This window comes from Sphingobacterium sp. SRCM116780 (genome assembly GCF_021442025.1).
GTDB lineage: Bacteria > Bacteroidota > Bacteroidia > Sphingobacteriales > Sphingobacteriaceae > Sphingobacterium.
The window spans coordinates 1,425,569-1,450,384 of sequence record NZ_CP090446.1 but is presented as its reverse complement, the minus strand read 5'-3'; the positions used below and the strand labels follow the sequence as shown (position 1 = coordinate 1,450,384).

15 protein-coding genes are annotated in these 24,816 nt (G+C 36.3%); 4 read left to right on the top strand and 11 right to left on the bottom strand.

Translation table 11 applies throughout. The features are described 5' to 3' along the window. Positions 1–14: 14 nt before the first annotated feature. The 6 genes from LZQ00_RS06425 to LZQ00_RS06400 form a co-directional block, all read right to left on the bottom strand. On the bottom strand, positions 15–1,388 hold the full coding sequence (locus tag LZQ00_RS06425) for a sulfatase-like hydrolase/transferase (protein ID WP_234513442.1): 1,374 nt from the start codon (positions 1,386–1,388) through the stop codon (positions 15–17). A gap of 534 nt (positions 1,389–1,922) precedes the next feature. Continuing rightward, positions 1,923–3,812, bottom strand: a complete 1,890-nt coding sequence (locus LZQ00_RS06420; RefSeq protein WP_234513440.1) for a GxGYxYP domain-containing protein — start codon at positions 3,810–3,812, stop codon at positions 1,923–1,925. Positions 3,813–3,824: 12 nt separating this feature from the next. Next, the gene (locus LZQ00_RS06415; RefSeq protein WP_234513439.1) at positions 3,825–5,477 is read right to left on the bottom strand and encodes a RagB/SusD family nutrient uptake outer membrane protein; all 1,653 of its coding nucleotides are present in this window, start codon (positions 5,475–5,477) and stop codon (positions 3,825–3,827) included. Positions 5,478–5,487: 10 nt separating this feature from the next. Beyond that, positions 5,488–8,460 carry a SusC/RagA family TonB-linked outer membrane protein gene (locus LZQ00_RS06410; protein ID WP_234513437.1) on the bottom strand — a complete coding sequence of 991 codons (2,973 nt, stop codon included), beginning with the start codon at positions 8,458–8,460 and terminating at the stop codon, positions 5,488–5,490. Positions 8,461–8,476: 16 nt separating this feature from the next. After that, positions 8,477–9,538, bottom strand: coding sequence for a LamG domain-containing protein (locus tag LZQ00_RS06405; RefSeq protein ID WP_234513435.1), 1,062 nt, complete (start codon positions 9,536–9,538; stop codon positions 8,477–8,479). A 151-nt stretch (positions 9,539–9,689) separates the two neighbouring features. Then, the gene (locus tag LZQ00_RS06400; RefSeq protein ID WP_234513433.1) at positions 9,690–12,263 is read right to left on the bottom strand and encodes a hypothetical protein; all 2,574 of its coding nucleotides are present in this window, start codon (positions 12,261–12,263) and stop codon (positions 9,690–9,692) included. Positions 12,264–12,898: 635 nt separating this feature from the next. Here LZQ00_RS06400 and LZQ00_RS06395 point away from each other — a divergent pair. From LZQ00_RS06395 to LZQ00_RS06380, 4 genes are all read left to right on the top strand, one after another. Then, entirely contained in the window at positions 12,899–14,089 is a 1,191-nt protein-coding gene (locus LZQ00_RS06395; protein ID WP_234513431.1) for an MFS transporter, read from the top strand. A gap of 400 nt (positions 14,090–14,489) precedes the next feature. After that, positions 14,490–14,909, top strand: coding sequence for an SRPBCC domain-containing protein (locus tag LZQ00_RS06390; protein WP_234513422.1), 420 nt, complete (start codon positions 14,490–14,492; stop codon positions 14,907–14,909). Positions 14,910–15,117: 208 nt separating this feature from the next. Continuing rightward, a complete protein-coding gene (locus LZQ00_RS06385; RefSeq protein WP_234513420.1) occupies positions 15,118–17,451 on the top strand; it encodes a TonB-dependent receptor in 2,334 nt (777 codons plus the stop codon). Beyond that, positions 17,452–18,609, top strand: a complete 1,158-nt coding sequence (locus tag LZQ00_RS06380) for a PepSY-associated TM helix domain-containing protein (RefSeq protein ID WP_234513418.1) — start codon at positions 17,452–17,454, stop codon at positions 18,607–18,609. Positions 18,610–18,855: 246 nt separating this feature from the next. Here LZQ00_RS06380 and LZQ00_RS06375 read toward each other — a convergent pair whose 3' ends face one another. The 5 genes from LZQ00_RS06375 to LZQ00_RS06355 all read right to left on the bottom strand — a co-directional run bounded on the left by LZQ00_RS06375 (position 18,856) and on the right by LZQ00_RS06355 (position 24,366). Further along, positions 18,856–19,305 carry a helix-turn-helix transcriptional regulator gene (locus tag LZQ00_RS06375; RefSeq protein ID WP_234513408.1) on the bottom strand — a complete coding sequence of 150 codons (450 nt, stop codon included), beginning with the start codon at positions 19,303–19,305 and terminating at the stop codon, positions 18,856–18,858. A 586-nt stretch (positions 19,306–19,891) separates the two neighbouring features. Then, positions 19,892–21,562, bottom strand: a complete 1,671-nt coding sequence (locus tag LZQ00_RS06370; RefSeq protein WP_234513398.1) for a fimbrillin family protein — start codon at positions 21,560–21,562, stop codon at positions 19,892–19,894. Positions 21,563–21,598: 36 nt separating this feature from the next. After that, positions 21,599–21,775, bottom strand: a complete 177-nt coding sequence (locus LZQ00_RS06365) for a hypothetical protein (RefSeq protein ID WP_234513390.1) — start codon at positions 21,773–21,775, stop codon at positions 21,599–21,601. 786 nt (positions 21,776–22,561) lie between these two features. Continuing rightward, positions 22,562–24,175, bottom strand: coding sequence for a hypothetical protein (locus tag LZQ00_RS06360; protein WP_234513380.1), 1,614 nt, complete (start codon positions 24,173–24,175; stop codon positions 22,562–22,564). Between the two features lie 11 nt (positions 24,176–24,186). Beyond that, positions 24,187–24,366 (bottom strand): hypothetical protein, encoded by a 180-nt coding sequence (locus tag LZQ00_RS06355; protein ID WP_234513378.1) that lies wholly within the window; start codon positions 24,364–24,366, stop codon positions 24,187–24,189. Between the last annotated feature and the right edge of the window lie 450 nt (positions 24,367–24,816).

The window sequence follows — 24,816 nt, the reverse complement described above, 5'->3', positions numbered from 1 at the left end:
ATTTTTTAGCCCTATTAGTTTTTTCCTTCTCCATCAAATGTTTGGAAAATCGCCTTCAATTCTGCCAGTTTTTCAGGATATTCATGAATTAAATTTGTTCGTTCACTAGGATCCCAAGCTATATTATAAAGCTCTTCTAGCGTAGATTCAGTTTTCCCTGCAGCTAAATTGGTTTTTTGTGTCGTCACGCGATATTTCCAATCTCCCACTTTCACAGCTTCCGCTTTGCCATAATTCACTAAGAAAATAGGTCGATGACTATAGGTTAAATCATCTGCTTTTCCTTCCAATAAAGATTGTATAGACTGACCATCCAATGTGTGTTCTGGTAATTTAGCTCCTGTCCATGCAGCAATAGTGGGCAATATGTCCAAATTACTAATAGATGACCTGATCACTTTTCCTGCTGGAATAATTCCTTTTCCAAAAGCGATAAATGGTACCCGTGTTCCTCCCTCATAGGTTAGTGCTTTCGAACCTTTAAACACACCAGCTGTTCCCACATGCCAATTTTTAGTTGCCTGATCATCCGACATACGGGTTGGATATTCGATCCAAGGACCATTATCACTAGAGAATAGGATAATCGTGTTTTTGTCCAGTCCTTTTTTTTCTAAGGTATGCCATAATTGCGCTATGTAATGATCAAATTCTAGCAATACTGCACCTAGTGGCCCTGCATTCTGTGCTGCTGCATAAGGATTTTTTTTATTAGCAAAAGCGATAGGCAGATGTGGAAAATTATGGGCATAGTATAAAAAGAAAGGTTTATCCTTTTGTTGTCGATTGATGAAATTGATCGCTTCATGGTTATAAAGTTGACTTAGATCCGAATCATCTGGAGCAAATACCTCTGGTTTATGATTTCTAAAAATCTTAATAATGGTATCTGTCTTTACATAAGGAGCTCGGTAGTCATGGCTATACAACATACCATAAAAGAAGTCGAACCCTTGAGCATTCGGTAAGGATTCAGGTTTATCACCTAAATGCCACTTCCCTACTAGAGCGGTTTGATAGCCTTGTTTCTTCAACATCTCGGCAATTGTCACCTCGTCATCTGGCAAACCTAATTCAGATCCTGGACCAATAGGTTGTGGTAAATTATAGCGCGAAGCATAGCGACCAGTCAATAGTGAAGCCCTAGAAGGTGTACAGGAAGGTGTAGAAACGACATAATTCGTCGCCCTTACTCCTTGACTTGCCAAAGAGTCCAAAAAAGGTGTGGAAATGTTGGGACTTCCATAACTCCCCAAATCCGAATACCCCATATCATCTGTCAATATAAAGATAATATTAGGAGGTTGTTTTTGAGCATATAAAAATGGAGACCAGCTTATACAAGACAATAGTAATAAAGATCTTTTGAGTATTAATAGCATTTTCATATAATATCACTGAGGTAAAGGTTTGTTATTTATATTCTTTTATTACAGAAAGTAGATTTTATTTGCTGTTTCCAGTATTAATATCAACTTAAGAATGGGATAAAAATAACAAATACAACTAAAGATTTAATTTATTTTATGAAAAACATAAAATAAAGCTAGACTTCACCATCATTCTTCTATAAGAAAACTATACTCCTTTAGAAAGTAAAGCTGAAATATTTTGGTATTAAAGGATTGAAAAACGGATAGCAAAACGTGTTAATTTTTAGTCATTCAGGATTATTGTTCAAAATTCAGCGGTATTTTATACAGACAAATAGAAAACCATGGGGATTTAACTTATGTACGGATTGTTGAAAAATTGGAATAAAGGTGTCTGCATTTGTGGTGACTATATGTTTAATGAGTCTATCGTCGAAATGTTTTTCTAAATTAAAAAGGTGTCCCCTTTTATCACATGCTTCCGGAAGTTAACCCCTTTTTGGAAACACATGACTTTTTGGGAGACACCTTTTTAGAAATCGAATGTTACTAATAATAAGTCTTCAAATAACGTTCAGTTGCTTCTTTATCATGATTCATACGTATCCGCCAAATCAATTCCTGAACATTAACCTGTTCAAAGTCTGCGTTCAAATGATTATTCATCAATTTAGCTGCAGAAGCTCCTCCCAAGTTTCCGTCATTGTTCTCAGCCAAAGGATCAGTTCCTTTACCGATATCCGTAAATTTGCTCCATGCATGAACACTTATTACTGAAAATTTGTTATCTCCGTCAGCGGTCAGTTTTTGGGCAATATATGCTGGAGTACCTTCCCGATCATGATTAACGTTTCCAAAATTCCATAAGCTATAACGTATACTGATAACAGGAATTTCATACCCTTGTTTATTTTTCAGCCAAATAACCTCACCTTTTCCACCAGCGTATGGACTATATTGTAGCACGACAAGTCCCTCAAGCTGATCATTTGCATCAATAAACGCTTGATAGCCTTCCTTGGCCGCAGCAGATTTTACATCTTTCGCCATCAATCCCAATACCTTGATCCGATGTTGTCGCATATTTTGTGCTACATTCTCTGCTAAATTATTGATACGTGTCGTTCTATTTTCTTCCAGTCCAAAATTATCCACATATTGATACCCTCCACCAAGTGCTTCGATCAGCGTATAGTCACGATGTTGCTTATTGAAAATATTATTGAATTGACTTGGAGCCATTTGCAATAGATTACTCGCTGAAATTCCAAATCCCATTTTCATACCCGCAGCATCTCCATTCAGGTAAAAATCGGAAACAAAATCGTTCATCATCCATTGTACATTATCACCATCCGAAAGATAGTAAGAGACGAATTTCTTATCCTTTTTCCAATCGATGAATTGCGGATTGATGACTTTTGCAAGCACGGCAGTCTGCCGCTGTTTGTAAGTAAGTGAAGTGAGCGGAATATTATAAGTCCAGTCACTTGGTACCCAGACATGTCCTTTGACAGATGCCCTGTTCACAAATAAGGATTCGTCCACGCCTTGCTCCCAACCATAAATTGGTGCACCAGGCGCTAACCAAGACAAAATTTCCTCATACAACTGTAGATTTTGTCCTGAAGAAGGATTTTCCTTTTGCTTATTGATATTGATGACGAACAGATTATTGGCGATAGCAAAATCACGTAATTCACCCGTTTGAACAGGCATGACAACCAAAGCTTTATTACTCACCTTTGTCTTAAATTCGTTCCATGCATCTACCGTTGATTTAGTACGCGCATCATATTTCATTGTATATCCAGCTGCATCGTAATTGGCCTTATCCCGCACATCGACAATAAGCGCATTATACACGGAAGAAGCTACAGAAGCCACGATATTGCTTTCCGGATTATTAGTCACATCAGTAAGTACATAGCCGTCAAATAGATCTTTCAGCTGTAACTTGATACCTTCTGATGGACCATAATTATTTCTTGCCAATTCGATGGCACTCTGCATCCCCTGCTCACTGATTCCCATATCCGTCAATGCTTGTTTGGAAAGTCCATAGGATTCTCGTCCAGCATGATCATGTAACCAAACACCAATTTCACTTTTCCCTTGTTGTACGGCACGATTGGTCAGTCCAGCCAATGATTGTGCCAGTAGGTGATATTGTAACCCACGGATTTCATTGCTCTCGCCAATATTATTTCTTGAGCCAACATTGAGAACCTCCACAACAGACCAGTATCGTTTGGGTTTTACAGTCATTTCAGGTAAATTGTATTGCCCGTTATCTTGAATAGGATCATACAGATCTTCATATAACTGAGGGTCTGAATCATTGATACCCTGATTAATTTCAGGACTTTTATATTTTGAACAGCTCAAAGATAAACTGCAGAGCACAAGTACTATTCCATTCATTTTATATCGTTTCATAAAGTATTCAATTTAATTGTAACCATTATTTTGGGTCAAACCCTCCGTTTTATTGATTTCATCCTGCGGAATGGGTCTCAATAGATGAATGGTATTTAAGTTATTGTATTTTTGAACCAATGGATTATTTGCTTTGACACGTGTAAGAAGCTTTCCTGTTCGTTTAAGGTCAAACCAACGGTCATGTTCCCCCATCAATTCCCGCGCACGCTCATCGAGTAGGCCATCTAAACTAATGGTCATTATCTTGAGATGATCGTTAAAAGCCGATTCTGATACTGCCGCACGTTTCCGTAAATCATTGATCAGGTTGAGCGCATCTTGATTTTGGTGCATACCCAGATAAGCTTCTGCAGCCAATAAATAAGTATCTGATAGCCGGAAAATAACATCTTCGCGAGTACCTGCACCTCCCCATGGCATTTTGGTATCTTTAAATTTTTCGATAATCGGCATACGATCAATCGCATTCGTCAAAATAGGCAATGCGGTAGACTGTGGATACCAATTGTATTCAGTTCCAGTTTTAAATGGATAAAATCGCAATGCTCCTGGCGTGTTACCTGACTCATCGTTCCATCGTGGAAAATAAATCCCCAGTTTACCAAAATCCTTATTCGTTGGATTATTAATCGTGAATGATCGTTTAAAGGTTACATCATAACGAGTATCCAACTCAGGGTATTCAAAATATTCATGTGCTTTGGGAATCACCCAATACTGTCTGCTCATAGCACTGTAATCAGCCTGATTTCGTACAAAAAGGTCTGGTTCCAACGCTGTAATATTAAATCCGAAAAGTTGCTGTTGCGGATTCCCGCTACCAACATAATTCTTATCTGTACCATATTGCATGGCCCAGATTACTTCACTGTTATTTTGATTATTTTCATCATAAACACTTGCGTAGGAACTCAGCAAACGATATTGACTTGACTGCTTAATAGTCGTAAAGTTTTGAGCTGCGTCTTTGAAATCTGTTGCGACTGCGTAAGGTTTGTAAGCACGGGTCAAGTATAACTTACCTAACAAAAAGCGGATAGCAGCATCGTTAATTTCACCAGCTTCGCTATTTCCAAAAGTTAATATCCCCTTTGCGCTTTCAAGATCTTCGATCAACTGCTTGTAAACCTGCGCTTCTGGAACGCGCTGCACAGTTTTTAAAACCTCCTTTTGTTCTTCTAAATAGAGTGGTACATCTCCAAATGTTTCTACTAAATAATAATATGCTAAGGCACGGAAGAATTTTCCTTTGGCAACCATTTTTTGATAATCGTTGCCTGCAATTTCCACAGAGGTTCTTGTTAACAAGATATTGGATTCCTGTACTATTTTATACAGATTATTCCAATACCCGCCAATTACAGGTGCAGTACCATTAAAAGTCTTGTCATAACCATTAAACATTCGCTCTGATTCTCCCTCGGTAATAGCCATATACAAATCGGTTCCGAAATATTGTATTTCTCCCGTATTGAAAATTGCACGGCTTTTTACATATAGATCGACAATGAGCTTTTCCTGTCCTTCTTTACTGTCATAAAATTGATCAGTCACTACAGAAGGTGAATCGACATCCAAAAAGCTGGAACAGCCTTCCATACTGGACAGTAGCAATAACCCCAATAAGAAAAGGCTCATCTGATTTTTCAATATATTCTTCATGTTGTAAAAATTAAAATGAAACATTTACCCCAACATTGAATGTTCGAGGAAAAATAGACAATTGAGTATACAAGTTTTCACCAATAATTTCGGGATCTGGACCCATATACTTGGTGAATGTAAAAGGGTTAAGAACAGAAGCATACGCCCTAAATGATTTACTCTTTATACGTTTGGCCCATGCTATTGGAAGTGCATATCCAAAAGTGATATTCTGAACCTTCACAAAGGTTCCACTTACTTTTCCCAATACTTGGGTATAATAAGATTGTGCTCCGATTTGTGGATAAGCATTGCTTCTATTCTCTGGAGTCCAATAAGGCACATCTAGTTTATTCCAATGTTCATTGTCCCATGCCGTAAACGTATAAGTGAAATCATCATTATACAAGCCACCTATACGCCCGTAAACATAAACGGAAAGATCAAAATTCTTGTAATTGAATGTATTGGTCAGTCCAAATGTATAGTCAGGAGAAGGTGTCCCTAATACTTTGTAGTCTCTTTCATCCAATACACCATCATCGTTCAGATCTGCAACTTTGATATGTCCTGGTGATTGACCATACTTGGTTGCCATTTCTTTTTCTTCCTCCTGCCATATACCAAGGCGTTCAAAATCATAGATCACCCGAATTGGTTGTCCGATAAACCATCGATTGGCAAGATCGTCCTGACCATTTCCGAAGATATCTTTGATACGATTTCTGTTAAGGGAGAACACCGCATTTGTTTTCCATGAGAAATCAGTCTTTTGAATATTGATGCTTTTCAAACTAACTTCAACACCTTTATTACCTGTTGTACCTACATTACGCAGAATGGATGTATACCCATTCAAACCTGCTACAGATTGTCTGAATATCAAATCTTTGGTAGTTCGATCATAAACATCTACTGTACCTGAAATACGGTTATTTAATACCGAGAAATCCAATCCAAAGTTCCATTCGGAAGTCATTTCCCATCGGAGATCGGGATTACCTTTGGTAGCACCTATTCCATAGCCGTTTTGACCTTTTCCATTGATGGCGTATTTAGAGAGATCCAACACACTGTTGACCACATTATAATCCATATTATTATTACCGCTTTTTCCCCAGCTCAATCTTAGCTTAAGATCATTGAAAAGATGTTGATCTTTCATAAAGCTCTCGTTTGATATCCGCCAAGCCAATGCTGCTGATGGCATAAATCCCCATCGATTTTGAGGTGACAAGCGCGAAGTACCATCTCGACGACCAGTCAAAGTAACCAAATAACGATCCTTATATCCATAGTTGAAACGCATCATATAGGATAACATGGCAGCTTCCCAATAATAGCTCGATACATCAATAATTTCTTCTGCCGATTGAATGGCATGCCAATCTGAATCAAAAGGCATTCCTACACCACGCATTTGGGATCCCTGGTGTGTTTCTTTCTGCATGCTAAACAGGCCAACAACATTAATTTTATGGATATCAGCCCAATTCTTATCGTAGGTCAATGTGTTATCCCACACGTAGTTGAGATTTTTACTTTCCTTACGAAAGGCATCTGGTGCATTCACCCCACTTTTGGCCTGCGTATATTGTCCGATCCATTCACCATAGGTATCATTGTCCAACTGAATAGCAAACTGCGATTTGAATGTCAGATTTTGTAATGGCTTAAATTCTGTAAAACCTGCTAGATTAATATAGTTCGCTTCGGTTATTTTTTTATTGTTTTCAATCTGAACAAACGGATTTATTTTGCTGGAGGTCGGCTGCACTTCAAACGCATAATTTCCATCTTTATCATATGGGCTTGCAATCGGTGGAATAAAATACGCATTGATAAGAGCATCGTCTGCACCATGGTTAGTCCTATTGAATGAAAAATAATTGTTCATACCCACTTTGAAACGATCTGAAATACGGTGCTGTAAACCCATATTCGCGGTATAACGTTTAAAATTTTCATTGCCAACAAGACCATCGTCATTGTTATATCCAGCTGAAAAAGAATAACTGCTTTTTTCGGACTGCCCGTTCGCGCTGAAGTACTGTACATTTCCTAAACTATTTGAAGTGATTTCCCGTAACCAGTCATAGTATTCACCATATTTGATTCTTCGTTTCTCGTCAGCGGTCAAGAAATCTGATCTTCCCAGTGAACTTTCACCGTATTTCTTTTTCCATAGCGCAATCTTGTAATCTACATATTCGAGACCATTACCCATGTTACCGATCATATCAGGAATACGGGTTGGAGTTTTTAAGCTAAGCGAACCCGAATATTCCAATTGAAAGCCCTGTTTTTTACCTCCTGCTTTTGTGGTAATAATAACAACACCGTTGGCTCCCCTTGAACCGTAAATGGCCGATGAAGAAGCATCTTTTAAAATATCAATGGTCTCAATATCGGCAGCATTCAGATGGCGCATGCCGGAGTAAGATGGAATACCATCAATTACGTACAAGGGCTCATTAGAATAGTTAAATGAATTGGTTCCCCTAATCTGTACACTCATATCAGCTCCTGGTCTATTGTTGGATTTGGTCACCAACACACCGCTTACCCGACCATTCAATGCTTCCGTTACATTGGTAGCCTGTGCTTGAACCAATTCCGAATTTTGAATATTCGCAATTGAACCCGTCAGATCTTTTTTCTGAACCTTACCGTAGCCATACACAACCACTTCATCCAAATTTTTATCTAAAACAGACAGTAATACCTCCATACTCCCATCCGTAGGAACAACCAAAGTAATTGGTTCGTATCCCAGTAAGGTGAAAGTTAATGAACTACCCACTTGCACATTCAATTCGAAAGTACCGTCCAGTTTACTGGAAGATAAGGCTTTCACATCATTTGCTATGGAAACACCCGCCAAGGAAGTTCCATTTTGATTTTTCACTCGGCCTTTCACCATCCTTTGTTGTCCCATGGTTACAATGGACACCAACATCAGCAAAAAGACAGATAGAATAGGTTTATGATAGATTTTCATAATGTTTCAATAAAGGTTATTTTAATTTGTGCCATTTATATTGTCCAACGATTTTGGCCTGGAATTTATTTGTCTTATCTGGAATAGCTTGGCTATTTTCAGGTACTTTTACAAAATCCCATGCACAGATCAGGTCTGATTCGTTTCCATTGACTTCTGCTGTCATCAGTTGATTGATTTCCGCAGCAGATTTAGCACTGCTCCATAACCTGAACTTCTTCATGTAACCAGTCATACCACGATTATTATCTTCGGGTTCGACAAAAGCCCACATTTTGAGGTTACGACTATTGGGTTGATATTTTTGCAAGATGCCAGCAGGATCTTTAATATCGTTAGATTTAGAAAAAAGCAATTGACCATTGATATACATTTTCAATTGATCTGAGGCCAGAGATTCGTCATAGACAGTTACAAGATGATTCCATGTGCCATAATTGGTCGGATAAGCCGCACCCCACTCTAATACACGATCTTGCTGAGGTCCCATTCCTAAGGTAGTACGGAGATTGCTACCCATAAAGTTGATCATCCAGCCCTCTTTTACGCCTTTACCATCGTGGCTAAATGTCGCCAAAAAATCACCGATCGCAAATTCAAAAAACCCAGGGTCGTATTTGATCCAAGACTCAATGGTGAATTGCTTAGAAGAGCTGAAGAGATTGGATTCTCCAAAATCGATATATCCTTTTTTATCAATACCAAAAACCTGCAGTTCGCCTGCTGTACCTGGGGATAAAGTTTCTTGATAGGAATTTCGAAAAGTTTGAATTGCTTTACTCGCGTCAATACAATAACTGTTCACTTCAAAGGGTAAAACAAAAAATCCCGCTTTCGCTTTGGAAATTCCTGTTTTAAGGTGATCAAGTGCCTGTTCGAATTCAACAGCATTCGCTTTAGGATATGTTCCGTCTACTTCACCAATTTGTGCTGTATCCAACAAGGTTTGCATGGTATCCAAATAATTGTTCAAACAGGAAAGATCCAGTTTAGTTGGTTCCTGTTTATTTTTGACACAGGCGGTCAAGAATAAGGCACCGCAAAAAATAAGAAGCAGTTTGCTTTTAGTCCATTTCATAATCAGATTGGTTAATTTATTATAATTGGAATATGTTATTTGCTAAATTGATTTACTAATCTTAGCATTCTCCGACATAATTCAAAAACAATATTAATCCAAGCTGGTTAATTCAAGGGTTAATCAAGAGGTTAATCCTAAAAAAAATGCACTAATCCTTATTGAATAGAGATTCAAAGGGTACGATATAGTCTGAACCCATCCATTTAAGATACCTTTTTTGAAATTTACGATATGATTTTTTAGCTTTTGTCTCCTCATGCATGTGTTGCCAAATGCCAATTTCAATTTTAAGTGCTTCAGTGGATACTGGGTCTGTCAAATAAAGAATCTGAATAAGCTGCAGTGCCATTTTTAGCTCGTTCAGTGAACAAGCTCGTTGGATTTCTTGCATCAAAAACTCAATGAGGTGTTGTTCATTTTGAGATTTTAAGGTATCAAGACCATCAGCACTTTCCTTAGATAAAAATTGTCCTCGGTTCAAAATTGTCCATAATTCATTGGTCATTTTGCCCTGATCGATCATCTCTTTAAAGCGATAGCTATCCAAGTAGGTGCCATCCAGTTCTATTTTATAATAAGGTTGTGTATAATTTAACTTAATACCTTCCAAATATTCCAAGGATTTTCGTAGATGATTCAAGGTAACACCACGTATGTTCTTTGACACCGTATGCTCCTTATCAGGCCAAAGTAAATTGCTGATCATTTCAGATCTAATTCCCCTATTTGGATCATGCAAAAGAATCAGAATAAACAGATGTTTTACCTTTCCTTTAAAAAGGTGTGTAATATCTACTCCTTTGGCATCTATGACTTGAAAATCACCAAAAAAATGAATACAGTTTTTAGAGGGGAACAAAAAATTATCTTCCAAAATCAATTCTCCGTAGGAGCTCTTGGATGACGTGACTTCTGTGAATGGTAAATGATCCGAATACTTCGAGACAGAATTTGATTCTGAAGTATTACGTTTCTTTAATCCCCAATAGAGCCCATAAACAATAAGAACTACACTGACAATGACCCAAGGCAAAACATTTAACTTTTTCTGATCTTGTTCCATCTCCCAAGCTGTTCTGGTTAAAACGGGCAACCTTAACCTATAGATTATTATTTCAGATTTTACCTCCTCATTATCATACACTTCTGTCACTGCGTACAACCTATTTAATGGTTCGAACTGAAAAAGATTTGCATTGGTCTTTATTTTATCAGATTTAATCGGAATCGAATCAGCCAAAACCTGATAATTAGGTTTATCAATAGAAAACTGATACAGATGCAAGAAGGAACTGGATTCATATTCTGCATACATTAATCCATAAAAATTTCGTTTACCATCATAAACCAATTGTCTAACCGGAACTTTATTTTTATCCTTCCATGTCAATTGCCACATTTTCTTGACCACGCGACTTTTTAGATCCAACTGGTACAAATCATAATAATAACTTCGCCCTAAATTATTATCACCCTGTGCGTTACCCATCCCAGCAAAGATGTAGAAGTTATTAGATCGATCGATAAAAGAAGAAGTAAAATAACGGGGATGAATTCTATCCCCTGTAGTGCTGAGGGTATCCCAAATCCCAGTTTTGATATTTAATTTAAGAAAGTGTCCATTGTAACGTTCATTACCAAAACCTCCAAAAATCATATAATCCATTTGTGAAAGCACTTGTCCCGTATGGTGATGAAGCTGCATAGGTAACTGGTGCTTACTCATGCAGACGAGGTGTGGATTATCCAAATCTACCTGAACAATCGAACAAATTCCTTCTGCCAGGTTATTGACTTCATATATGTATAATTTATTGTCCAGTAAGAAGCTATTACCAAGTTGAATCTGAAAAGGAAGATTGGCTGGCATAGGACTTACAGTCTCTTTTCCTGAATAGAGGTCAATTAATCGAATACTATCTTGTGAAAAGACAACCAATCGTCCACGCTCTTGATCCATTTGATACCCCCCTACGGATTTTAGATTCACAGTTTTCCATTTCTCCCAAAAGAAAGATTCCCTGGCCAACCAATTGGGATTGGTCACTTTTCCAATTACTTTTCCCTGATTGTCGTGGATTACATTTCCTTCTCGCTCTTTCAAAGGAATTCGGCATTGCAAATGTCCATTGGAAAGCTGTAAATCTTTAATCGTAAAATCTGCAACATCAATAACATATCCATGCTTTCCGAAGATCAGTTCTTGAGGTATCGCCTTATTTTTGAATCCGATAATTTCTGGTAAGATGACAGATTTGTCCATGACTTTCCAGGTAAGACTTTTTTTAATCAGATCAATATGTAAGGCTATAGGAAACCATTGTTGAATTTTGAGTTGGCTTTTATCAAAGACAAAATGTCCGAGTCCGCTTATTCCTTCCAAATTAAGGCTAAACTCAATTTTATCATCATGAGTATCTTTAAGATTCATCGAAATTACTTGGTCTGAACCAGCAAATTTCAATTTAAATATTCCACCCTGATTCGATTTCTCGTCAAGTGCCAGATGAAAAGAGAGTTGAAAATTTCCATTTTCAAATGATTCAATATCAGAGATTTGACTGAAAGAGATTTCAGCAGCTGAGCGTTTGTTGATAGGATAGCTATTCCCATTGATTCGCAACCCATTTGCACATACCTCTCCCAATAGGAAAAACAAGCCTATCGTGAATACATATTTAAAAAACGTATACCCTATGATTCTAGAAAAACACCTTCCCATGCGGCAAACAGTCAGAAAAATTAATGTTAAACCTCAATAATTGATTAATAAGTTTCACGAATCTAATAACAAAAAATGAAAGATAGTTCAGGTTTTCATTTTTTCGTATCATATTTTTATTTGATCAATTTCAAGCCATCAATAGTTCATTTATGGACTATTCTTCCCCAACATTTCAATCCAGTATTTACCCTACTCACCCAGTTCCATGAAAATGAATTTTCCTTGTAATAAGTCCACGCGCTTACTCCTCTTCACGGAGATCTGAAAATACTGGCATCAGAGATTGAAAAAACGAACAACAAAATGTATCGATTTTTATTCATATCGGATCATTTGTCAAAAATTCAGAAATTACTTCATCATATTTTTGTCAAATGAGCACATGAAAGGTTTAGTTTTTACAGAAAACAGACGATCATCCAATTTGAATTTTTATACCTTTGGCCAATGAGTATTTCTATTGAAAATACAGCAAATCTTTATAACTGTATTTCTGATCCAACTTTCGTTAAGTATCTGAATGGATTAAAATATCACATTTGACTAGGTGCTCACAAGCATATTGTTCTACGAAATTCCCAATACACGTATATTCATTATCGTAGACATAATCTTGTTATTAACATAACTGCATGAACAACAACATACATTCACGAAAATCCATTATTCCAACGCTACTTGCATTTGCTTTGGTTCCAGTCTCAGGTTTAGCTACTGATATCTATTTACCATCCATGCCTCAGATGGCACAAGAGCTAGGGTTAGCTCAAAGCAAGATACAATTGACGCTTTCCCTTTTCCTGATCAGTTACGGTGTCGCCCAATTCTTTACTGGTGCACTTGTCGATGCTTGGGGACGATATCGAATTACCTTACTTTCTTTATTTCTATTTATCTTAAGCTTTTGGATAACCGCTACGACACACAGCATATTGGTGATCTATCTGATGCGTATCCTGCAGGGAATTCTGTCAGCCTTTGTTGTGGTTTCAAAAAGAGCTTTTTTTGTGGATGTGTATGAAGGTGAAGAGCGTAAGCGCTATTTGAGTGTCATCACAATTGTTTGGTCTCTTGCTCCAATTATTGCCCCTTTTATTGGTGGTTATTTACAAGCTCAATGCGGTTGGCGTTCCAATTTTATGGTCTTAGCGGTTTATTGTGCTGTACTATTTGTATTAGAGTTAATTTTTTCAGGAGAGACCATCCGTCAGAAAAATCCACTACGTGTGGAATTTTTAATCAGCGAATTTAAAATGATGCTGCAGACCAAAGACTTTACTTATGGGGTCTTTATGTGTGGAGTCAGTTATGGATTGGTGATGTTCTATAACCTGAGTGGACCATTTTTCATCGAACATCAATTGGGATACAGTTCCATTACCACAGGATATATTTCGCTCATTATGGGTTTGGCCTGGATGTCTGGAGGATTTATAGGTCGAGCATTGATCAAGAAAGCATTATTACCAAAATTAAGAGCTGCAAACTTTTTACAGATCGGCTTTATCCTCTTGATGATCATTATATCGCCTTATGTTACGAACTTGTATACCCTATCCCTATTTGCTTTCCTCATCCATATGACAGCAGGGTTTATCTTCAATAATTATTTTGGCTATTGCTTAGGTCGGTTCCCATCATCCGCAGGTATAGCTGGTGGATTGGCAGGTGGAATTACCTACCTCATCACATCGTCCCTCAGCTATCTTGTTGTAAGTTTGGTTCAACCCGATACACAAGTACAAATAGGAATTGGATACATTATATTTGCCCTACTTGGATTCGTAATTTTGATTTTGATCAAACTAAAAAAAGCATATTAAATGATCCCGTCTAGTCGGAATAGATGCCGACTAGACAACTTATTCGTGTATTATTCCTGAGCTATGGCATAGTTAACCGATAAATTCTATCGAACAATAGCTAATTTTCAATATTTTAATATTGAATCACTTGACTCGATTCCATTGGTAAATCAGGCACTGAGATGGAAGCACCAGCAGCAAATACAGCTCTAAATTTCTCCATATGTTTTTGTTTTCAACTTATATCGGGCCTTTCTGGTATGTTTATGCATTGAATAAATTTGAGATTCTATGGAATGAAACTTTTCGTAAAAGTCACTGTCACTCATTAATTTTTTAGTATATTAGGTATACTATTTTATTTCTGTTACTCGTTAATATTTAAGACGAAAATAGAAAAATACAACATATAATAGATATGATTACTTCTACGATCAGTATACAAGCAAAGGCAGCCAATATATGGCAAGCACTCACCCATAAGGAGGAATTCAAACAGTGGTATTTTGACATTCCTGATTTTGAATTATCGGTGGGTTCAACATTTGATTTTTATGAACCAGGCGATGAAAAGAAATATCTACATCGTTGTACATTACTCGAAATCATCCCCAACAAGAAGCTTTCGTATACTTGGACCCACCCCGATTATAGTAAAGGCATAACGACTGTCACTTGGTTGCTGGAAGAAAAAAATGAGATAACTGAAGTTACCTTGCACCATCAAGGACTAAATCATATTCAGGATGCAGGTTCTCAATTTGCTCCAGAAAATTATCAACAAGGTTGGGATGAAATATTAGCTAATCTTAAAAAATATTTAATTAAAACCGTTTAATTGAGGAAAGGTAGTTACAATAAAATTCTAAAAAGATGAGGCCATTTTGCAAAAAATGGCCTCATCTTTTTGTCATAATCTAAGTACACTTTATTATTAAAATTGAACATCATATGACATCATTTGCTATCACAAGATAATTTTTTTTGAAAAAAAATATTTTATACTATCTTTGAGCAATTTAAATTCAATCTAAATAAAATTAATAATGAAAAGTACGTCCACTTTTTATGCTTTATCCTTAATAGGAATATTATTTTTTTGTCATTCTACCGCATGGGCACAACAATTTGAAGTAGTCATCAAAGACCCACAAAATAAACCACTGAGTCAAGTCAATATTACACTGAACGGTAAAAAAGCTGGATATTCAGATCAACAAGGAAGATTTGTTACAGAAAAAGGATCATGGAATAATCCCATTCAAATTCGTGTTTCTTATACAGGATTTACACCAGTAGAAAAGACGATCAACCTAGATACCGTTCAAAGCCCTATTTACTTCCAGCTCAATACCACTCGTGTTTTAGATGAGATTGTTGTGACTGCTGGTCGTAAACCAGAAAGCATATCAACAGTTCCTTCATCGATTTCCATTTTAAATTCCAAAGAAATAGAAGCACAAAGTCAGATCAGTACCAATCTTTCCACTATTTTGGGAAATACAATCCCAGGATTAGGTACCTCGACCAACAAAGCAACCAATTCAGGGCAAACGCTTCGTGGACGTGCAGTATTGGTCTTAATTGATGGAATTCCGCAATCTACACCCTTAATGAACGGTCAGCGAGATTTACGTACGATCGATCCAAGTGTTATCGAACGTATTGAGGTTATCAAAGGAGCAACTTCTATTTATGGAAATGGTTCTGCAGGAGGTATTATCAATTACATCACCAGAACTCCATCCGTAACTTCATCAGTGCTACAAGGATTGACGACTTTACGTACAACTTTCAATCCTGTTCATCCAGATGGAACAATGGGTTATCGTGCTAGTCAAACCTTTTTTGGAAGAAAAGAAAAATGGAACTATACGCTCAGTGGATCTGCAGATTATACCGGACTCCAACGCGATGCTGATGGTGTACCTTTAGGACAAACCGATGGATTATCTAATACATATCAATATAATGCGTTTTTTAAGCTCGGATATACTATTGACAGCAGCTCCAGTCTAACAGCTGTTTACAATTTCTACCGAAGCAATCAGCATAATCGTTACATTAGTCAAACGGGTGTATATGGAAAAAATCCGACCATCGGTATACGAGGTGAAGAACCTGGCAAACCAGCCGGAACACCTTACAACCACAATGCGATGTTAACCTATATTAAAAGTAATCTCATCGGACAAACTTCCTTAACAGCATCCGCTTATTATAACACTTTCCGTTCCATGAATCGGTATGTCCAAAATGCTTCTGCTTGGTACGGTCCAGGACAAACGCAGATCAATTCGGAAAAGAAAGGATTGCGTATTAACCTGAACACGCCATTCACATTTTTTCACTCTCCAGCAGATATTACATACGGATTGGATTTACTGAACGATGTTACTGATCAAAACCTGACGGATGGACGCGTTTATATTCCTTACATGGATATGCTCAATTTTGCTCCTTATGCGCAGATTAAAATTGATTTTTTCGAAAATTTAATCTTTAAAGGTGGGGTACGTTATGAGAATGCAACGGTTAAGATCAAAGACTTCAACACCATCGCCACTGGCCCAAATAACGAAGGGAGCATTGCGGTTAAAGGTGGTAAAATTCCTTATAAAGGAGCAACTTTCAATGCTGGATTGCGATATAATAAATATGCTGTATTCAATCCATTTATAAGTTTTTCACAAGGGTTTGCTATCAATGAACTCGGTCGTATTGTGCGTCGAGCTACAAATAACGACTTAGATAGTATACTCACAGATCCAATTGTAACCAACAACTATGAAATCGGGTTTTCAAGCAATTATAGCATTTTCCAACTTTCAGCATCCTATTATTATAGTACATCAAAAATGGGTGTTGAGTTAGTCGATGTTGGTGGGTATTTAACTGCACAGCGTCTTCCTGAGGATGTATATGGCTATGAAATTGCCTTAAATGCCAATCTTAACAGACAATTTACTGTTGGTGGAACGCTGGCCTATGTTGAAGGTAAATCTAAAAAAGAAGATGGGACAAAAACTTACCTCAATGGCTCTCGTATAGCACCTTTGAAAGCCACTGCATACCTTTACTTCACGCCAATCAAGCCACTTAGTTTCCAATTCTTTTGGGTACATACTGGCTCACGTGACCGTTTTTTACCTAATGATAAAGGCGTATATAAAAACAGTGAGGGAACGATTAAATCCATTGATCTGTTTAATATGAATGGAAATTACCAAGTCAATCAACAATGGTCACTGGGTCTAGGAATCGAAAATCTTTTTAACAAAAATTATTTCCCCGTTGTCAGCCAATACCGTGCACTAAATGAGGAATATGTAAAAGGCCAAGGTATGCTAGCTTCGTTCAACATAAACTATAAATTCTAGATGATAAAAAAAGCTGTGCTATGGGTGCATAAGTGGTTGGGTATCATGAGTGGGATAGTTGTGTTGATCCTAAGTTTAACAGGATGTATCTATACCTTTCATGATGAACTTAAACTATGGGTGTATCCTGAAAAATACTTTATTACAACAGAGACAACAACATCTCGACCACTTGCGTTAAGCCATTTAATCCGCCAAGCACAAGCAAGTCTGGAGAAGGGAGAGAAAATCAGCCGTGTTGATCTCTATCCTACCAAGAATCGGACTTGGATATTTCGGGCCGTAAAAACCGATGAACAAGCTTTTGGTCATTGGAACTATTACACCTATTACAAACGCGTATTTGTTAATCCTTATACCGGAGAAGTACAAACAATCGAGAATTCGAAAACCGAATTTTTCCAAGTGATGCTACAACTTCACCTCAATCTCCTATTGGGTAAAAAATATGGTAATACCGTTGTCGCTTGGTCCACTGCCATTTTTGTCCTCATTTTATTGACTGGTATCGTCCTATGGTGGCCAAAAAAATGGAAAGGAAAAAAAATAAAACGAAGTTTTTGGTTAGACAGTAAGGTTAAATGGAAGCGTCTGAATCATGATCTTCACAATGTTATTGGTTTTTATAGTTTACTATTTGCTTTGGTATTAGGTATCACTGGACTTGTCTTTGCCTTTCCAGGGTTTAAAAAAAACTATATCGCTGTCTTCAACATGTTTGAAACGAACACAAAAACAGCTGTCAAAAAACCAAAGCTATCGATGCCTTTACCGACTCTATATCCTAACGTTCAAGATAATGCCTTTGCGTATACTCTATTGCGTTACCCAACAGCACAGATGCTATCCATTCGCTTAAAAAAAGAAAAAGAATCAGAAATTGACATCCAAGTCAGAATGAATGAAAAACAAAGTGGACAATTCGAATGGCTATATTTTGACCAAACCACAGCAAGTTTACAAAAAATTAAATCGAGTAAAAATCTACCCTATGGGGATAAATTAGGATCGCTCAACTATGATATCCATACTGGAAATATAGGAGGCATGCCCACTAAAATATTGGCATTTGTCATCAGTCTTTTATGCGCATCACTACCCATCACAGGATATATGATCTGGATCAATAAGATGGGAAAAAAGAAGAAAAGAAATTAGAAAAAGGAGATTTGTCATCCTTCTAATTATTTGTTTCAGTTATTTCAATTTTTCTTGAACGCAAGAGCAAGTCAACACCAACATAGCCGTAGGACACAGCAAAGTATCAAAATGTAGTGCCAAACTTCCCGAAATCTTTTAGTCACACGTCACCAATTGGTAACTACAAAAGAATAGAAATAATTATTAAGTATATACAGAATAGTGTTGGACCATTTTAGACTTATATATTTAAAGCGTAACGAACTATTTAAAAGTCGTTATCCACAGAACAAAATCAACATCCGAGCTTATTTTCAACTTTTTTCTGATGCGGTACTTTCGATTCTCAACCGATCTAACCGTATCTTTTCGACATATGGCAATGTCCTTTGTCGCGAAACTTAATTTAGTATAGGCACAAATTTCCAACTCCGCATAATTCAATGAAGGGTCTGCCACCTCATTTAACTTTTGAACGAATAGCGGAAAGCATTCTTGGAATTTCACCATAAAAGAAATATCATTTTGTTTGGCAAGTTCATAGAGTTCCACAATCTGTTCTGCAGTAATGGACTCTTCCTCGCTATACGAAGATTCTCCTTTAACCTCTTCTTCTATAGCTTTATTAAGCCCTTTATTTTTCTTATTAGATATCTTAAAGAAGATAAAATAAAATACCGTATTTATACATACGAAAAGAATCAATACATACATTTGCAGCCCTTCTTCATTTCAAAATATTTGTTTACAACTCCTTTATTTGCAAATAGCGTAAGCATTGAGTAGAATTTTTTAAAGTGGTGACTACCTGCATACAATAACAATACATGCTACAGCATTTTTTAAAGTAATTATACTTAAGATATCCTAGTCATATGATTAGGATAAATCACTAAACAACTTCTAATAATCTCCCTTTAAATTCATTATTGATTCAGCGTTTTTGGCTACGCTCCATCAACAGACAATCCTATACTGATTTTTATTGGATTGCATTCCCTTTCTACAGATAACTCATATACATGAGTGCTATACTTATTCTTATTTGCAAACTATTCCACTATAGATTACAAAATAAAATTTTAACTATTTCGAACACCAAACAATTTAAGTAGCTTATGTTCTAAATCTTCTTAATAAAATAAATCTTTTAGCTGGTTATACAGCTCTAAGATAAACTATTTTTACTTTTTCAACCAGTCCATTTTGTCACAAAATAAAGACTAAGTAAAAGGCGGTCCCAAAAACTGAATACTGTTTTCAGAGACCGCCCTTTGATAGGTAGGTCAATTACTCGTATCTAATTTTTTACACAACGAATATTCGCACCATTTTCCACATCTAGATTTTCCTGAACGTCAAGAGCATATGTAGTAGAGTTCGAATAATATTGATTTATAAATAAGTAATAACCATCATTACTCGATTGTGGTGTAGAAGTCCAGTAATACCCTATTGCTCTATGATCAGTTCCAGTCCATCTATAGTCATCAATGGCTCCATTTCCTTGAACACGGTAACCAAGAGAAGGGAAAGTTACAGAACCTCCTGCAATGGTAAAGGTTACATAACGATTTTTAGCCGTTGTATTTTCTCCAACTGTTTTGGTAGAATTCGCAATTAAGTCTAGATAATCTTGTCTTGTAGGCATTCTCCATCTTCCAAGAGGATAAACCAATCTACATGGATCTTGATGAGGACCTGTAACAGAATGCACATAATTTGCAACATATGGAACCAAAGCATCCGGCATCCACTGCCAATATTCTTTGTTCATTTCTGCTGCATCAGTAGTCGTGTTGAATATATTGGAAGGCTCACTCCTGAATTTGTATTTGTAGCCATCTGGTGCTACAGCATCATAATACAGATTTCCTGGTGCCCAAATTGTTGGACCTACAGGTGAGCCACTCGGCACAATATTGATGATAGCCGTATGCGAGGTTCCTGCTACAGGTGTAAAACCCGTATTATTATTCGTATAAGAGAAAACAGTATTTGGTGTATAGTTTGTCTCTGTTCCAACATCATTCTTGATTTTGACAGAATGTAATCTTACTTTCAGGTCAGCAATAAGTGCAGCTGTATCCGCTGTGTAATAGTAAAGAGTTCTTACATTTTTTTCTGGAGCCGTACCATCCAGAGTTGTGGTAACAACTGGGGATGTAAGGTTTGATGTGGTACCTGTCTTCAGATTAAAAGTCCCTTCTTTAAAATAATTTTGTTCAAAAGAAACAACTGCCTGCATCACATCTCTGGCAAACATACCTGTTGCATTGATTTCTACTGCTACTCGACCTAGCCTACGTTTAAAAGTAATAGGCAAATAGTCGTTCGCTCCTACTGTTGACGAAATTGTAATTTGACCTGTTGCGTGTAACAGTTCTTTGGTCACAAAAGTGGGAATGCTTGGATTGGTAGCATTGACAATTTCAGCAATGGGTTCAGTCGTATTATATGAATAAGCAATCCAACTATATTTTTCACCTGCTCTTACTGGGATATTTGCTGGTGTTCCGGCAGTCAGCTCTACCGATTTACTAAACTGTCCATTTTCCAAATACAAAAGTAATCGGTATTTCATGCCATTTCCCATTGGTACATTTGCACGAATACCTTTCGATATACTTGGCGTACCTGATGATTGCGAAATAGGTGAAACACCATAACCGTCCTGTTTTAACGAAATTAAAGCATCAAATTCTGGTAATTTGATAGTCTCACCGTCACTTGCTTTTGTGATTCCATCTGTTGAGGATAAATTTGCACGACCTATTTTTGAATTACCTGTTTGGCTAACCAAAGTCTCATTACCAAATACACCAGCAACAAATACTTTCATTACAGCATTATCATTATTCACGACGTTCTGTTGATCATTTTTGGAACAGCTAAATAATAAAACTATACTGGATAACAGAATAGCGATCATTATACTTCTATTCAGAGTGTTTCCTAATATCATATTCATATCTATATAAATAAATTAGTTTAAATCAATAAAATACTACAGTTCTAAATTATTTTCACCTATTGGTCCGTTATCTTGCCACTCTTCTATATCTGGATTGTTATACACCCCCCCTGGGGTTAATATATTATCCGATGAAGTGGCAAGACCATATTCCATTTCTAGGTACACTACTTCTAAAATAGCACCTACATACTCTTTTTTCTTTTCCATTGTTTAGTAATTTTTTCCTCTCTTGTAGGTACTTGGAATGATGTAAACTACAAACAGAGAATAATGGTTTGTTTAAGTTGATTTTGATCAACACAAATTAGATACATCTTGCTACAGAAACGCCACTCACTTTTACTCACGATTTTTTTTGTAGGCTTTAAACGACACAACAGATTTCATTTACCTTCCAGAGCATGTCGTGAAACGAATAAGTATGATCAATTTTTTTTCAAGAAATAGTGATTTTTACATTTTATTGTAAAATTGAGTATAGGTGAGTATTTTATTGGTTAAAAAAATAAAATGCTAAAACCTTTTTTCTAATCAATTTTCAATCAATTACATAATTTTTATAAAAATATTATAAAAATTTTATTTGATATTTATACCTCAATTTTGATATTTTGTTATACAATAAGTGTGTTTATTTGATATGAGTATGCTAGAAGATGAACCTCAATACAAAACAACCAGTGCTATGTATTACATAGAAACCTTCTCTAATGATTTATTTTCAATTTATTTTATTGATCTTTAAGATTTACCAACACGTTATCAATCCCATAATGGTTTTCCAAGATTGTATCCCCTTTCTTAAGTTAGCTCATACATATATGAAAATCAAGTAGTCCGAGTTATCTTAAAGCTAATTCCTCTTAAGAAATTCAAGCGAGTGAATGCAATTATAAATTAGAAACAAAATAAAGGGCGATCTTAAAAACTAAACTAAATGCTGTTTTCAGAGACCACCCTTTAATAGATCGATTAAGTTGTTAACACGAGATATTAATTATTCTTTATACATCTGATACCTTTAGCAAAATCTTTGATTTCAGATTCTATTTGATAGAAACCTGATTCATCGATTTCAAAACCAGATCCATGATTAGTATTTATAGACTCTGAAGACCAATATTTTCCATCATCTGTATTGGTTACATTACAGCCAGGATTAATAATATGGCCATTTTCATGAAAGTAAACTCTTTCACCATCAGCTGCGTTAAAGTAACATACTCCTGGACTACTATTATGTCCTTGACCTAAGTCATTGAAATCTTGAACGGTTGGAGTTTTCCAAGTACCTTCAGGTAAGACTTTTGAACATGGATCACCAGGATAAGCTAGCGATTGATTCGTGATGCTTCTCGGATATATTGAATTGAAATTCCAGTAATAATTACATGAATGGATTGTTGCCGTTAAAAATGGTTCTGAAATTTTATATGGATTTGTAGGATCTGTTGGATCATAATACAGAAGTCCCTGTGCCCATTCTGTATTTCCAATCACACCACCTTTATATTTCAATGTAACCAATCCTCTTCTTAGGCTTTCCGGACTTGTCGAGAAATTCCCAATTACAGCAGCTTTTGGGTTTGATGCATTAATTAAGTTAACTGTACTCCCTGATTTGTTTATCGTCAGTTCTGTAAAATTTACCTGAAAACTGGTCAAAGCTGTTGATGTATAGAGTACATTTGTGGATATTTTTACTGCTGGAGAAGCTTCATTCACAAATGTAACCGCATTATTGTAGTTTACTGTTGAGAGTACTGGACTATTCAATGTACCTGTTTTTAACCCAAAACCTTGTGTTGTTAACGGTAGGTTAACAAAATTTGCTTGTATACTCGTAATACTGTTTGCAAACACCTGTAATGCATCTACTTTAACTTCGATCTTCGAAATCTTATGTTCAAATTGAATATCAACCATGCTTTCTGTTGTCGCGTTAGTTGTTATCTGTCCTTCGTCATACAAAAACGGAGCATCAGTACGTGTTGCAATTACCGGATTATTTACATCCGAAGGAAGAGGTATTGCATTTCCATCATTATAGGAATAAGCATACCAGTGGTAGGTTACATTGGATGCAAGATTTAAGGTATAACGACTTCCAGAGACTGAAATCTCTTCAGATGCACGATAAATTTGATTAGCACCCTGAACTTCATAAAACAATATCCTATACTTTTTCCCAGTTGCCATACTTGTAACTCCAGCAACAAATTGAGCAGCTGCTTTTTTTACAGAGCCACTGCTGTTTAAGCTAGCAGAATTCGTCGGCTGAGAAGTAACTTCAGGGGACAAAGACCATGAAAAGTTTTCAAAATCTTGTTCAGTACCCGATGTTGAACCTATCACCGCACTGGTTTTTTGAATAGATGCCTTTTTGGATTGTCCATCTCCAATAGCTGATGTTAAAAGCATGGGTTCTTTAATGCTATTGACACTGATGGAAACTGCACCAGATTTATTGCTATCATTTACATCGTTGCTCTCTTTTTTGTCACAACTCACAAAAAAGAGAGTAGTCAACAACAAACAGATTAAGACTGATATACTCGTAAATTTGTTATTATATATATGTGGTTTCATTCGATTTATTAGTTTCATTTTTAATTTTATTAAAATTCTAAGTCTTGGTTATTTTCTTCAAATGGTTGATCGAAAATATCAGGTTGTGCACTTCCATTAGGACCTCCAACAGATACTGTTGCTGTTGATCCAGTTGCAATACCTTCTTCCATGTAAATATTGAAAATTTCAATTTGAGGTTTCATGTACTCTTTTTTCTCTTTGTTCATTTTGTTTTTAATTTTTTCTCTTTTTCTTTTTAGCAATTCTTACTCTCCTCTGTGTAGATCGTTCAAATGAACAAGTGTTAAACAGATGAAGAATTTTAATTAGTTTTGATTGATGCAAAGAAGGCATATATTGGCCACAGAATGAATACTCACTTTCACGCACAGGTTTTCTTGTAGGTTTTTAATGACGGGAAAAGCTAGATTTGCCCCTTATACGATGTTACAACACAGATTGATGTAATCAAGATTTTTATTAATAAAATACTTACTTTTATGTTTTATAACGAAATTGAGTATAAGTGAGTATAATACCAATTAAAGAAATTAATTGCTAAAACCTTTTTTCTTTTCTTTTTTTTGATTTTGCTGTATAGTTTTTATCAAAATTTAATCTGTTTTTATAATTATTTAGATATTTTCTTATGTCCTAAGTGGGTTTAGTTTAATGGA